Annotated in this window: 4 protein-coding genes; all 4 read left to right on the top strand. The window is 44.1% G+C overall.

All coding sequences use genetic code 11. The features are described from left to right. Positions 1-306: 306 nt before the first annotated feature. The 4 genes from QUB33_RS22455 to QUB33_RS22440 all read left to right on the top strand — a co-directional run bounded on the left by QUB33_RS22455 (position 307) and on the right by QUB33_RS22440 (position 14643). Positions 307-1749: a cytochrome ubiquinol oxidase subunit I gene (locus tag QUB33_RS22455; protein WP_333354469.1), complete on the top strand. Its 1443-nt coding sequence runs from the start codon at positions 307-309 to the stop codon at positions 1747-1749. 8 nt (positions 1750-1757) lie between these two features. After that, complete coding sequence (gene cydB / locus QUB33_RS22450) at positions 1758-2771, top strand: cytochrome d ubiquinol oxidase subunit II (protein ID WP_333354466.1); 1014 nt, start codon at positions 1758-1760, stop codon at positions 2769-2771. A 476-nt stretch (positions 2772-3247) separates the two neighbouring features. After that, positions 3248-9106 carry an AAA family ATPase gene (locus QUB33_RS22445; protein WP_333354463.1) on the top strand — a complete coding sequence of 1953 codons (5859 nt, stop codon included), beginning with the start codon at positions 3248-3250 and terminating at the stop codon, positions 9104-9106. A gap of 161 nt (positions 9107-9267) precedes the next feature. Continuing rightward, positions 9268-14643, top strand: coding sequence for an AAA family ATPase (locus tag QUB33_RS22440; protein ID WP_333354460.1), 5376 nt, complete (start codon positions 9268-9270; stop codon positions 14641-14643). Positions 14644-14693: the final 50 nt, after the last annotated feature.

Raw genomic sequence — 14693 nt, 5'->3', positions numbered from 1 at the left:
GCTTTCTATTCTGCCATCAACTTGCCTGCTAAGTCTTTGAGTATTTATACTGGCTGCAAAACTGGGATGCTCCCGTTAAATTACTATTATAGCAACTACCAACAGGCATAAGACGTGCTTAATTGGTGAAACTATTGATTTTATTGCGCTTTGCTTCTTCCTTCTTCCTTCAAACAGAAAATCTTAATTTTTAATAAAGATAAGTCGGTGCATTCTGCACTAAGCAAATTTCTGCGTTACCTTGTCAGTGTCCATTATGGAATTTGTGCAACCTAACCTCTCTTGAGCTGACCCAAGAATATAACGATGGATATCTTATCTAATACCGTGGCGCTATCCCGGATGCAATTTGCGCTAACCGCCATATTCCATATGCTGTGGCCAGTTCTAACTACTGGAATGGGGATTTATCTGGTAATTGTTGAAGGAATGTGGCTGAAAACTCGCAATTCCGACTACTACCATCACGCTCGTTTTTGGTCTAAACTCTACCTTCTAAACTTCGGTATAGGAGTAGCTTCAGGAATTCCAATGGAATTTCAATTTGGCACGAATTGGGCACCCTTTTCTGAAGCTGTTGGTGACTTTTTTGGCAGCATTTTGGGATTTGAAGCTTCAATGGCATTTATGCTAGAAGCCGGCTTTTTAGGAATTATGCTGTTTGGTTGGGAGCGCGTTCACCCAATGGTTCATTATTTCGCTACAATCATGGTAGCCTTCGGCGCTAACCTATCCACAGTTTGGATTTTAGTCGCTAACTCTTGGCAGCAAACTCCTGCGGGCGGAGAAATGGTCAATGGCAAGTTTATTGTCAGCGATTACTTTCAAGCAATTATGAACCCGATCGCATTAAATAGCATTCTTCATATGTTTTTTGCGACGTTAGAAACTTCGCTGTTTGTCATTGGCGGAATTAGCGCTTGGTACATTCTCAATAAGCGCAACCAAGCGTTTTTTTCCAAGTCTTTAAAAATTGCCATAGCGACAGCAATCGCCGTTGCACCTTTGCAGATATACATCGGACATTTGAGTGCCGAACAAGTTTATCACTATCAACCCGCTAAATTAGCAGCAATCGAAGCTAAGTGGGAAACCTCAACAGCGGGAGAGTCAGCAGATTGGACTTTGCTAGCTTTGCCTAATGAAAAAGCCCAAAAGAATGACTGGCAAATTAGCGTGCCCAATGGCTTAGGATACGTTCTGGGATTCAAACAAAAACTCTCCGAACCCGTACTCGGATTGAAGGAGTGGAAGCCAGAAGATAGACCCCGGATGGTGGGTTTAATCTACTATTGTTTCCGCATCATGTCCGGTATTGGATTCTTCTTTGTAGGATTGATGCTGTTCAGTATAATTCAGTGGATGCGAGGCAAACTTGCTGCTGAAAATATCGGCAGTCAAGCTTGGCTGATGCGCGCTTGGGTATTAGCTGCTCCCCTGGGGTATATTGCTGTAGAATCGGGTTGGATTGTCCGCTGTGTCGGCAGACAACCTTGGGCTTTATACGGGCAAATTCGCACTGCTGACGCGGTGTCAAACATCCCCGCCAGCAATGTTTTAACTTCTCTGAGTTTCTTTGCCGTTGTTTACAGCTTTTTGTTCGTTTGTGCCTTGCATTTTGGCAGCAGAATTATCCGCCAAGGCCCTAATTTAAGTCTGCCTGTGCCAGGTTTAGACAATCAACCCGAAATCGAAAATCAACCTGCGGGACAGATTCCCGAGCAACGTCCCGTAGAAGCACAACACTAGGAGATTGTATGCAAGCTTTGGAGCATTTTCTCCCGCAAGTTTGGTTTGTAATTTTGGCTTTGTTCCTATTGCTCTACGTCATGTTAGACGGTTTTGACTTAGGAGTAGGAATCTTGTCTCTGACTTCTGACGACGAGGAACGCAGGGGCATTTTAATGACGAGTTTGGGCAACGTTTGGGACGCGAACGAAACGTGGCTGGTGTTGATGGCAGGCGCTTTATTTGGTGCATTTCCACTTGCTTACGGCACGATTCTAACGGCATTGTACATACCGATTTGCCTGATGCTGTTTGGTTTGATATTTCGGGCTGTAGCCTTTGAGTTTCGCGAGCATTCTAATCGCAAATTACTCTGGAATTATGCCTTTGGTGCTGGCAGTTTTTTAGCAGCTTTAGCTCAAGGATTTGCCTTGGGTGCGGTGCTCGGAGGCATTGCGGTTGACGAAGCCGGTCACTTTGTTGGTACTACTTGGGACTGGCTGGATTGGCGATCTCTCTTGGTTGCTGTGACGCTGATTCAAGGCTATGTTTTGATCGGTTCAACCTATCTAATTATGAAAACGGAGGGCGAACTGCAAACAAATCACTATCGCACGGCTAAAATTGCGACGGTGACGACTTTAATCGGAGCGATTTTAATTACCATCGCCACTCCGATTTTTTATGAAAGTGTTAGAGCCAGGTTGTTCGAGAAACCGCTAGTTTATGTCTTTGCCGCGGTTCCTTTGCTGGGAGTGCTGTTGGTAGGACTGCTGCTGAAAAGTCTCGCAAACAAAGAAGAACGCACGCCGTTTGTCTGGACGATTCTGATTTTTTTGCTCAGTTTTATCGGCTTGGGATTGATTGTTTTCCCCTACATTATTCCCGCCCAAATCACGATTTACCAAGCCGCAGCTTCGCCCAGTGCCCTGGTATTTATGATTGTGTTTATGGGCATTCTGATCCCGATTATGCTTTTTTACAACATCTACAATTATGTGGTGTTTCGGGGTAAGGTGGTCGGTGGCCACTACGGGGAATAAAGCATAATAAAACCGCAGATGCAGGCAAATATACGCAGATAGTATCAAGTTTATCTCCTGGTGTATCTGCGTATATTTGCGGTTAAAAATTACAAATTATTGTTTTCTGATACCATCACAACTTACGCAACCATACTATACATAACATACCGCAAATAGTGCGGAGTAGGCAAAGGAACTAATTTAGGATTAGCCCTCGCACGTCATGCGATTTGAAATTTGAGATTTGAGATTGCTCGCACGGATGAGTCCGGGACTTGCAATCGGGATGCGGAGCTTTTTTCAAAGGTACACAGATAAATGCGGGGACTTGTGACCAAGTTGATTTCGGTCAAATAATAATTGATAAACATCGGGAAAAAATTACAGTTAATTCTGTCCCTACCAAGGGTGCAGAGTTTGCGATCGCTATCTTTGTCAAATAATAAAATACAATAGAATAGAAGGTTTTAATTTAACTATTGTATAAACGAGTTATGGATACGATCGCAAATTTGTCAGGTTATGAGATTACAGAGCAACTTTATGTAGGTACACGTACCCTAGTCTATCGAGGCATCCGTACCCGTGATCAATACCCAGTCGTCCTCAAACTGCTGCGAAACGAATACCCCACCTTCAACGAGCTAGTCGAGTTTCGCAACCAATATACCATTGCCAAAAATCTCGACTTCCCTCACATCGTCAAACCCCTGACGCTGGAAGTATACCAGAATAGCTATGCCCTAGTAATGGAGGACTTTGGCGGAGTCTCCCTACCTAATTATCTCAAAACAACAACAAATGAAACCCAACTCTCTCAAGTTTTACCTTTAGCAGAATTTCTCCAATTCGCCATACAACTAACAGACATTATCCACTATCTCTACCAAAACAGAGTCATTCACAAAGATATTAAACCCGCTAATATTCTCATTAATCCAGACACCAAACAAATTCAACTGATTGACTTTAGTATTGCATCCCTGCTACCACGAGAAACCCAAGAAATCCAAAATCCTAATATTTTAGAAGGAACATTAGCCTATCTCTCCCCGGAACAAACAGGACGGATGAATCGAGGTATTGACTATCGTAGTGACTTTTATTCCCTGGGTGTGACTTTTTATGAATTGTTGACAGGAAAGTTGCCATTTATCTCGGATGATCCGATGAAAATGGTGCATTTTCATCTCGCCAAACAGTCCAAACCGAGCCATCACATTAATCCTGAGATTCCCCCGATATTATCGGAAATTGTCAGTAAACTGATGGCGAAAAATGCCGAAAAACGCTATCAAAGTGCGTTAGGACTCAAGCACGATTTAGAGATTTGTTTAGTTCTATTACAAAAAACAGCCCAGATAAAATCTTTTGAACTCGGAAAGCGAGATATTAGCGATCGCTTTACTATCCCCGAAAAGCTCTACGGTAGAGAAAAAGAAGTCGATCAACTATTAGCTGCCTTTGAGCGAGTCAGCCTGGGAGCAACGGAAATGATGCTAGTAGCAGGTTTTTCTGGAATTGGGAAAACCGCCGTTGTCAATGAAGTTCATAAACCCATTGTCCGTCAGCGCGGTTATTTTATCAAAGGCAAATACGATCAATTTCAACGCAACATTCCCTTCAGTGCCTTTGTGCAAGCCTTCCGGGACTTAATGGGTCAATTGCTATCAGAATCGGATACCCAACTGCAAACATGGAAAACCCAGATTTTAGCAGCAGTGGGAGACAACGGACAAGTCTTGATGGACGTGATTCCTGAGTTAGAAGGCATAATTGGCGCTCAACCTCCTGCAACAGAATTGTCAGGAAGTGCCGCCCAAAATCGCTTTAATCTGCTAATGCAGAAATTTGTGCAAGTTTTCACGAGCAAAGAACATCCTTTAGTGATGTTTTTGGATGACTTGCAATGGGCGGATTCAGCCTCCCTGAATTTGCTACAATTATTGATGATCGATACAGGATATTTATTAGTATTGGGGGCCTATCGAGATAATGAAATTTGGCCCGTGCATCCATTTATCTTAAGAGTGAATCAGATAGTTAAAACGGGGGCAACAGTGAATACAATTACTTTGAAACCGTTAAGCGAACCCGACATGAATTTGTTGGTGGCTGATACGCTGAATTGCGAATCATTACTTGCCGAACCTTTGACAAGATTAGTCTATAAAAAAACTCAGGGTAATCCTTTCTTTGCAACTCAGTTTCTCAAGACCTTACATGACGAGCAGCTAATTAGCTTTAACTGGGAGATTCGGCATTGGCAGTGTGATATTGCCCAAGTGAAAGCCTTAGCTATCACTGATGATGTCGTTGAATTCATGGCGTTGCAATTGCAGAAGCTGCCCAAAGGAACTCAGTATCTTCTCACCTTAGCTGCTTGTATAGGATCGCAGTTTGATTTGAATACGTTAGTAATTGTCGGTGAGAAATCTGCTGAAATGACGGCTACGGCTTTATGGAAAGCATTACAGGAAGGTTTGGTGATTCCCACGACAAAAATCTATAAATTCTTTACGGAATCGGATAGTGATGAAGTTTTCAAGGCTTCAGCTAATCCAACTTATCGATTTTTACACGATCGCGTCCAGCAAGCTGCATATTCGCTAATTCCTGATTCGCAGAAAAAAGCAACTCATCTCAAAATAGGACAGTTACTCCAGCAAAATTGCGCCGAGATGGAGCGAGAGGAAAAACTGTTTGATATTGTCGGGCATTTGAATCGAGGAATTGAGTTAATCACCCAACCGACCGAACGAGAAGCCTTAGCTAAACTAAACTTGGCAGCCGGTTGTAAAGCCAGAAATTCTACCGCCTACACCGCAGCCAGAGTTTATCTACAAGTGGGGGTTGAGCTACTGAGGGCCAACTGCTGGGAAAGCCAGTATCAATTAACCCTGGATCTCTATGTTGCTGCTGCTGAAGCCGCCTATTTGAATGCTGACTTTGATGGCATGGAAGAGATGGCAGCACAGGTGTTACAGAATGCACAGACAATCTTAGACAAAATCAAAATTTACGAAATTCAAATCGTCGCACAGACAGCACAAAGCAAGACGTTAGAAGCCATTGCAGTAGCAAGAGATGCACTGTGGCAATTGGGGGTTGAACTCCCCACCGAAGCTGACGAAGCCTTGATTGGTAAAGCGCTACAGAGCCTTGCAAGCCAACTAAGCGGCAGAAAAATTGAGGAACTAATCGATCTGCCTGTGATGAGCGATCCTCAGACTCAGGCAGCTATGCCAATATTGGCCATGTTATTTGCACCCATTCTCCAGGGAATTCCAGGCTTAGTGCCCCTACTGAGCTCCACGATGGTAAGTTTATCACTCGAATTTGGGAATGCACCCGCATCGACGGTGGGCTATGCGATTCACGGGCTTGTATTAAGTGCCTTTTTGGGAGAGGCAAAAACGGGCTATAGCTTTGGTAAATTGGCACTCTCATTGCTCGATCGGGTGAATGCACGAGAATTTAAGTGCATTACTCATAATATGTTCGGGGCATTTATTCAGCATCATCAAAATGCTATGAGGGCAGGGCTACCAACGCTGAAAGAGGGCTTTATGGCTGGTATGGAAACTGGCGATTTTCTCAACGCTGGCTACAACATAGCTACTTACAGCTACATCAACTTTTTCGGTGGGGTAGAACTGGATACTTGGGAACCGGAACTTGCAGTCTACAGTGCTACGTTAGCTCAGGTGAAGCAATATTCTGCTCGGACTTATTTGCATATGGAGCGGCAGATGTTGCAGAACTTGAGGGAAGTTCGTACTCTGTCGGATTGCTTAATCGGCGAAGCCTATGATGAAACGGTGATGATTCCTAAGCACTATCAGGATCGTGAATTCAGTGCGATCGCCCTGGTCTACGTCTACAAACTACTGCTTGCTTATTCCTTTGGTAATTATCCGGCTGCTCTAAACTACATTACCCGAGCCAAAGAGTGTGTGATGGCAGTATCTGGATTAATTATTGTTCCCATTTTCCATTTTTATGCAGCCTTGACACACCTGGCGCTCTTCCCCACACACCCAAAAACCGAGCAAGCTTCCATTCTCGCCCTAGTGGAAACCCATCAAACGACTCTGCACCAATGGGCGCAAAATGCTCCCATGAATCATCTGCATAAATGGTATTTGGTTGAAGCAGAACGGCAGCGGGTTTTGGGCAATAAAGCAGATGCCCTTGAAATGTACGATCGCGCCATCCAACTAGCTCAAGAAAATCAATTCATCAACGAAGAAGCACTGGCCAACGAACTAGCAGCTAAATTCTACTTGGAATGGGGCAAAGAAAAAGTAGCGAGCGCCTACATGATTGAAGCGTATTATTGTTATGCCCGATGGGGAGCTAAAGCCAAAATAGACTATTTGGAAAAAAGTTATCCTCGTCTACTCGGTATTATCCTTCAGCAAGCTCAATCCTTTAGTTCCTTTAAAGAAACGATCGCCCGGGGAACGATTACTTATACCCACTCTTCTAGCAGCAACTCTGAATTTCTAGATTTGCCTACTCTGATCAGCGCCTCTCAAGCCATCTCTGGGGAAATTGAACTAGATAAACTCCTGACTACTATTTTAAAAATAGCGATCGCGAATGCTGGGGCAACTAAGTGTGTCTTATTGCTCAAACAAGAACAGTATTTACAGGTAGCGGCTCTTGTAGCAGAGGGACAGGAACCTAAGCTATTACCAGCAATACCTCTAGAATCTAGTCAGGATGTAGCGATTAGTTTGGTTAACACTGTTAAGCGTAGTTTGAAACCTTTGGTAATAGTCGATGCTAGGGTAAGTTCCCAGGTTGCGGGCGATCGCTATATTGAACAGCACCAGCCGATAAGTGTTCTGTGTATTCCAATTCTTAATCAAGGGCAGTTGATAGGAGTTTTCTACCTGGAAAATAACCTGACGGTTGGGGCATTTACGACCGATAGGGTTGAAGTGCTAAACCTTATTTGCGCTCAAGCTGCCATCTCTTTAGAAAACACCCGACTTTATGCCCAAGAGCAGGAAAAATCCCAGTCATTACAAGCATCACTAGAACAATTAAAACAGGTGGAAGAATCTCTCGCCAAAGAACGAGAATTCTTGAATGCCATCATTCACAATATTACAGATGGGATTGTTGTTTGTAATTCTAGCGGCCAATTGACCCTATTCAACAAGGCAACTCGTGAGTTTCATGGCTTACCCGTGGAATCATTACCACCCGAACAATGGGCAGAACACTTCGCTCTCTATCAAGCTGATGGTCAAACACCCCTATCAACAACGGAAATTCCACTGTTTCGCGCCTTGCAAGGAGAAATAGTCGAAAATGTAGAAATGGTAATTGCGCCGAAGCATGGTTCTATCAGAACTTTGTTAGCCAGCGGACAAGCAATCTTCGATCCTTGGGGAAAAAAAGTCGGTGCGGTAGTTGTGATGCGAGATATTAGCGATCTCAAACGCATCGAAGCCGAACGTCAACAAAAGTCTGAAGCCCTAGAAAAGACTCTACGAGAACTCCAACAAGCTCAAATCCAACTTATCCAAGGTGAAAAAATGTCCGCCTTGGGCAATTTAGTAGCTGGTGTCGCTCACGAAATCAACAACCCTGTCGGCTTCCTGGCTGGCAACATTACCCCAGCCTTAGATTACATCAAAGATTTGTTTGGATTGCTCGATTTGTATCAAGAAAAATATCCCCAACTCGATCCAGATATTCAAGAGGAAATCGAGAACATCGATCTTGACTACATCCGGGAAGACTTACCGAAATTAGTAGGTTCGATGCGGGAAGGCGTGAAGCGGATTCGGGATATTAGTACCAGTCTACGAACCTTCTCCCGTGCCGATACTAACTATCCCGTAGCTTGCAATATCCACGATGGCATCGATAGCACCATTATGATCCTGAAACATCGCCTCAAGGCTAACGATACTCGTCCAGAAATCAAAGTGATTAGGGAATATGGAAATTTGCCACAAGTCGAGTGTTATGCCGGCCAGTTGAATCAAGTATTTATGAATTTGTTAAGTAATGCGATTGATGCTTTGGATGAATCAAATCAAGGACGGCATTATGCAGAAATCGCCAATCAAATTACCATTAAGACCGACATTTCTCGGGACAATAAACAAGCAATAATTTGCATTAAAGATAACGGTGCGGGCATGAGTGAAGCAGTGCGAGAAAATATTTTTGATGAGTTATTTACTACCAAGGGAGTAGGGCAAGGGACGGGGTTGGGATTGGCGATCGCACGGCAGATTGTAGTTGAGAAACACGGCGGTACAATCGAGGTAAATTCTGTATTGAGAGAAGGGACGGAGTTTACAATTTTATTGCCGATGAAAGGATAAGACTATCTTGATAGCTCGACATCTTTCTCTTCAAAAGTAAAAAGAAATAAAAGCGGTAGAGTCTGTCGCCTGGGGATTTCGCAGTTCTATTTTCCTGAGACTAAACAAATAAAAGTGTATAATTAGTTACAATAGTCAATGTCTGAGATGGGGTAATCCAGATGAGCGCAGCAGTGGATTTGACGAAGCGAGTTTCAGGATATCATCTGGGTGAGCAATTATACTGTGGTTCCAGAACCCTAGTTTATCGAGCCATTCGAGAAACAGACCAGATTCCGGTTGTCATTAAACTATTAAATCGAGACTATCCCAGCTTCAGCGAACTGCTGCAATTCCGCAACCAATACACCATAGCCAAAAACCTACGTCTGCCTGGAGTCGTTGAACCCTACAATTTGGAGTTTTATGGCCACAGCTATGCCCTAGTAATGGAGGATTGTGGCGGCATTTCTCTGCGAGACTACGCCCAAGAGGCCTCGCTGACTCTGGCAGAAATCTTGGAAATTGGCATTCAAATAACTGACATTCTCCATGGACTCTATCGGCATCGAGTCATCCACAAAGATATTAAGCCAGCTAACGTCCTCATACATCCAGAAACTAAACAAGTCAAACTGATTGACTTTAGCATCGCCTCCCTACTGCCGAGAGAAACTCAAGAAATTCAAAATCCCAACGTTTTAGAAGGAACCCTCGCCTATATTTCTCCCGAACAAACCGGAAGAATGAACCGAGGCATCGACTACCGCACCGACTTTTATTCTCTGGGAGCCACATTTTACGAACTGCTGACAGGAAAACTGCCATTTGAATGTGACGACCCGATGGAGTTGGTTCACTGCCATATTGCCAAACAACCTCCTGCAATAAACAGCAAAGAAATCCCGCAGGTGGTTTCGGATATGGTGATGAAGTTGATGGCAAAGAATGCCGAAAAACGCTATCAAAGTGCCTTGGGATTGAAGTATGACTTAGAACGGTGTTTGCAGCAGTGCCAAGAAACTGGAAAGATTGAAACATTTGAGTTGGGAACGCGGGATATATGCGATCGCTTCCTCATCCCCGAAAAACTCTACGGTCGAGAACGAGAAATACAGCAACTTTTAGAAGCCTTTGAACGAGTAGCACAAGGCAACAGCGAAATGATGCTGGTTGCAGGCTTTTCCGGCATAGGAAAAACCGTGGTGGTTAATGAAGTTCAAAAACCCATTGTCCGACAGCATGGCTATTTCATTAAAGGTAAATTTGACCAGTTCAATCGCAATATTCCCTTTTCGGCATTTGTGCAAGCATTCCGCGATTTAATGACACAATTGCTCAGTGAAAGCGATCTCCAACTCCAAGCATGGAAAACCAAAATTTTAGCAGCCCTTGGTGACAACGGACAAGTCATTATCGAAGTAATTCCCGAACTAGAACGGATTATCGGACAACAACCCCCAGCCCCAGAATTGTCAGGGAGTGCTGCTCAAAATCGGTTCAATTTGCTGTTCCAAAAATTTATCTCTGTTTATACCACAAAAGAACATCCCTTAGTGATGTTTCTGGATGATTTGCAGTGGGCCGATTCGGCATCTTTAAAGTTGATGCAGTTGCTTATAGGTGAATCCCAGTCCAGTCACCTGCTACTAATTGGAGCCTATCGAGACAATGAAGTTTCCGCTGCCCATCCCTTAATGTTGACTTTAGATGAAGTCACAAAAATCGGGGCAATAGTCAATACCATTACACTAGCACCTCTGGCTCGAACCAGTTTGAATCAATTAGTAGCAGATACGCTGACTTGTTCTCCTAAGTTAGCAGAACCGCTGACTGACTTGGTGTATAAGAAGACAAAAGGAAACCCATTTTTTGCGACGCAGTTTCTTAAGGCATTGCATCAAGATGAGTTGATTGTTTTTGATATTAAAGCAGGATATTGGGAGTGCTGTATTAGCAAAATAACCGAAGCAGCACTGACGGATGATGTAGTTGAATTCATGGCGCAGCAGTTACAGAAATTGCCAGTGGAAACTCAGGAGGTTTTAAAATTAGCCGCTTGCATTGGCAATCAGTTCGATCTGACAACATTAGCAATTGTTTCGGAAATCTCGGAGACGGGAACGGCAACGGCTTTGTGGAAAACTTTACAGGAAGGTTTTGTTTTACCTCAGAGTGAGATTTATAAATTTTATGTAGGGGAAGAAGAAAATATCGATCGAGGTACTTCTCAAACAGTTGTCTATCGCTTCTTGCACGATCGCGTCCAACAAGCCGCTTATTCTTTGATTCCGGAAGAAGAACGCGCGATCGCCCATTATCAAATCGGGCAACTGCTGCTGCAACAAATTTCAGCAGAAGCCAGAGAAGAACGCATTTTTGAATTAGTCAATCAGTTGAACTACGGAACCATACTGGTTGTAGAACAACCCGAAAGGGAGCAACTCGCCCAACTCAACCTGATTGCTTGCCGCAAAGCGAGATCGGCAACTGCCTATCAAGCAGCCCGCGAATATGCCACAGTGGGGCTGCAACTGCTGGGAACAGACGCTTGGGAACGGCATTACGAAATGACCCTATGCCTGCACGACTTAGCTGCCGAGGTGGCTTTCTTGGCAGGCGATTTTGAGCAGATGCACCAGTGGATTCAAGCAGTGATCGATCGTGCGAAAACACCTTTAGAACAGGTGCAAGTTTATCAAGTCAAAATCCAGGCATTGGTCGCCCACAATAAATTTGTCGAGGCGATCGCGATCGGTCAATCTGTCTTCCAAATGTTGGGAGTGAACTTGCCAGACAGCCCAACGTTAGAAGATATTGGACAGCTTAAGCAGGAAATCGATGCCTTAATTAGCGATCGCTCAATAGAGACATTCATTCATCTGCCGAACATGACTGATGCCCAGCAGTTAGCAATTATGCAAAATGCGGCTCGTCTTACACCCGTCTGTTACATGACAGGCTCAAAGCTTTATTTCCTAATAGTTGCTCTACAGGTCAAATTATCAATTCAATTTGGAAATAGTCCTGTTTCGCCTTATTGCTACGCTGGTTACGCCTTCCAACTGAGAATTCTGTGGGGAGACATGACAAAGGTGCCTCAGTTTGGGCAATTAGGATACCAACTCGCCTTAGAACCGGATGCCAAAAATATTCGAGCCGCAACAGCCCTGTTAATGGGGGGATATGTTGGTCATTGGACGACCCATCTGCAAGAATCGCTGCCCATTCTTCTCGATGGCTATCAAGCTGGATTGGAAACGGGCAATCTAGAATTTATGGGCTACGACGCCCAGTTGTACTGCTTCAATGCTTATTGGTGCGGTCAACCGCTAGCTGAACTCGAACCGCAAATTCGCGCCTATTACCAACAGTTGTGCGACCTCCACCAAGTCACAGCAGCAAACTGTGTGTTGGCGTACTTGCAGGCGGCTCAAATTCTCTTGGGTCAGTCAGAGGACGAAATTCCCTTACGCCAGGATGCCTATGAAGAACAAGTCCTGGCCCAGGCCAAGGTCGATTTTTACCGACTATCCTTCTTCTACTTGTATCGATTCACATTGAATTACTGGTTGGAAGACTTTGCTAAAGCAGAACACGATGCCGCTCAAACGCGACACTATTTGGCTGGAGGGATGGGAAGTATTGTTGAACCGATCTTCTACTTCTATGATTCTCTGAACGTGCTGGCCACTCCTGGTGAATCGATGTCGCAGTCCGAGCCTCGATGGCAGCGAATGGAAGAAAATCAAGCCAAGCTCAAAGACTGGGCCGATTATGGCCCCATGAATTACTTGCACAAATATCATTTAGTTGAAGCCCAAAAGCATCAACTCCTCAATTGCAAAACAGAAGCTATCGAATTTTATGATTTAGCAATTAAAGGAGCCAAGGAAAACGGTTATATCCAAGAGGAAGGATTAGCCAACGAACTCGCCGCCAAATTCTACTGGGAGTGGGGCAAAGAAAAAGTTGCCGCCAGCTATATGCAGGAAGCATATTACTGTTATGCCCGTTGGGGAGCACTAGCCAAAATAGAAGACTTAGAAAAAAGGTATCCCCAATTACTTCTACCTATCCTAAATCAGCCCAAACTTCGCTTTAATCCTCTAGAGACGCTGGCAACGATTAGCCACTCTTCGCAGACTTCCAGTAATAGCAGCACCAGTATTTCCGATGCCCTAGATTTCGCATCTATTGTGCAAGCTGCTCAAGCTTTATCCAGTAAAATTCAGATTGATGAATTGCTCAGTACCCTCAATCAAATTATTTTGAAAACTTCTGGGGCAGAAACTTGTGCTTTGCTACTCCCCCATCAGGATGAATGGCAAATCCGGGCAATAAGTCACATCAATCCAGATAACGAGTTACCCACAACCTTACTGCAAACCCAACCTATAGAGGGTTCGGCGGTGATTCCGCTCAAACTGGTTTATTATGTCAAACACACCCTGGAAACTGTGGTTATTGAAGGTGGCAAGACCGATATTCCGGGTTTAATGAATGACTGTAAGCTCCAGTATCACTCTCAGAGTATGCTATGTACTCCGATTCTCGATCGCGGGAACTTAGTTGCCATACTTTATCTCGAACATAGCTCGACAAAAGGAGTGTTTACTCGCGATCGCCTCCTCGTCCTCAACTTTCTCTGCACTCAGGCTGCCATTTCCCTAGAAAATGCGCGATTGTATCAGCAAGCCCAGGACTACGCTCACCAGGTGGAACAATCTCAACTGCAATTAGTACAGAGCGAAAAAATGTCGGCGTTGGGGAATTTAGTAGCCGGGGTTGCCCATGAAATTAATAATCCTGTTGGATTTATTTCTGGCAATATTCATGAAGCGATCGCCGCCGTCAAAGATATTACAGAATACTTGCAACTTTATAAAGAAAAATTTCCCAGTCCGGGAGAGGAGATTGAAGAAAAAGCTGAAGACAGCGATATCGAATATCTCTTAGAAGATTTACCCAAAATGTTGAATTCGATGCAAATCGGGTGCGATCGCATCCAAGGCATCAGCACCAGTCTTCGTACCTTCTCCCGAGCCGACAAAGATTACAAAGTTCCTTTCAATATTCATGACGGAATTAACAGTACGATTTTGATTCTCAAACACAGATTGAAAGCGAACGAGCAGCGTCCAGCGATTGAAGTTGTGAAAGAGTATGGGAACTTGCCCTCAGTGGATTGCTTCCCCGGACAATTAAATCAGGTGTTTATGAATATATTGGCCAATGCCATTGATGCCCTGGAAGAATCAAATCGGGAACGGAGTTTAGAGAAGATTAAAGCCCCAGCCAATTGCATCACGATTCGGACAGAAATGAAGTCTAAGGAGTGGGTGACGATTCGCCTTTATGATAACGGGCCAGGGATATCAGATGAGATAAAAGGTCATATTTTTGACCACTTATTCACAACTAAAGGTGTGGGTAAAGGGACGGGATTGGGATTGGCGATCGCACGGCAGATTGTAGTTGAGAAACACGGCGGTACAATCGAGGTAAATTCTGTATTAGGAGAAGGGACGGAGTTTACGATATCATTGCCATGTTGATTATTACCTTGGTAGTTTATAGCCAATTTGGGGATTTTTCTTGAAAATTG

The sequence above is a fragment of the Microcoleus sp. B3-A4 genome (genome assembly GCF_036705385.1).
In the GTDB taxonomy this organism is placed as follows: Bacteria; Cyanobacteriota; Cyanobacteriia; order Cyanobacteriales; family Microcoleaceae; genus Microcoleus.
The sequence above is the reverse complement of the archived record's forward strand: the minus strand, read 5'-3'. Positions and strand labels throughout refer to the sequence as shown.

Bases quoted from the DNA above. Each gene is read 5' to 3' on its own strand.
- QUB33_RS22455 (WP_333354469.1), top strand. From the start codon at position 307: ATGGATATCTTATCTAATACCGTGGCGCTATCCCGGATGCAATTTGCG.
- cydB (WP_333354466.1), top strand. From the start codon at position 1,758: ATGCAAGCTTTGGAGCATTTTCTCCCGCAAGTTTGGTTTGTAATTTTG.
- QUB33_RS22445 (WP_333354463.1), top strand. From the start codon at position 3,248: ATGGATACGATCGCAAATTTGTCAGGTTATGAGATTACAGAGCAACTT.
- QUB33_RS22440 (WP_333354460.1), top strand. From the start codon at position 9,268: ATGAGCGCAGCAGTGGATTTGACGAAGCGAGTTTCAGGATATCATCTG.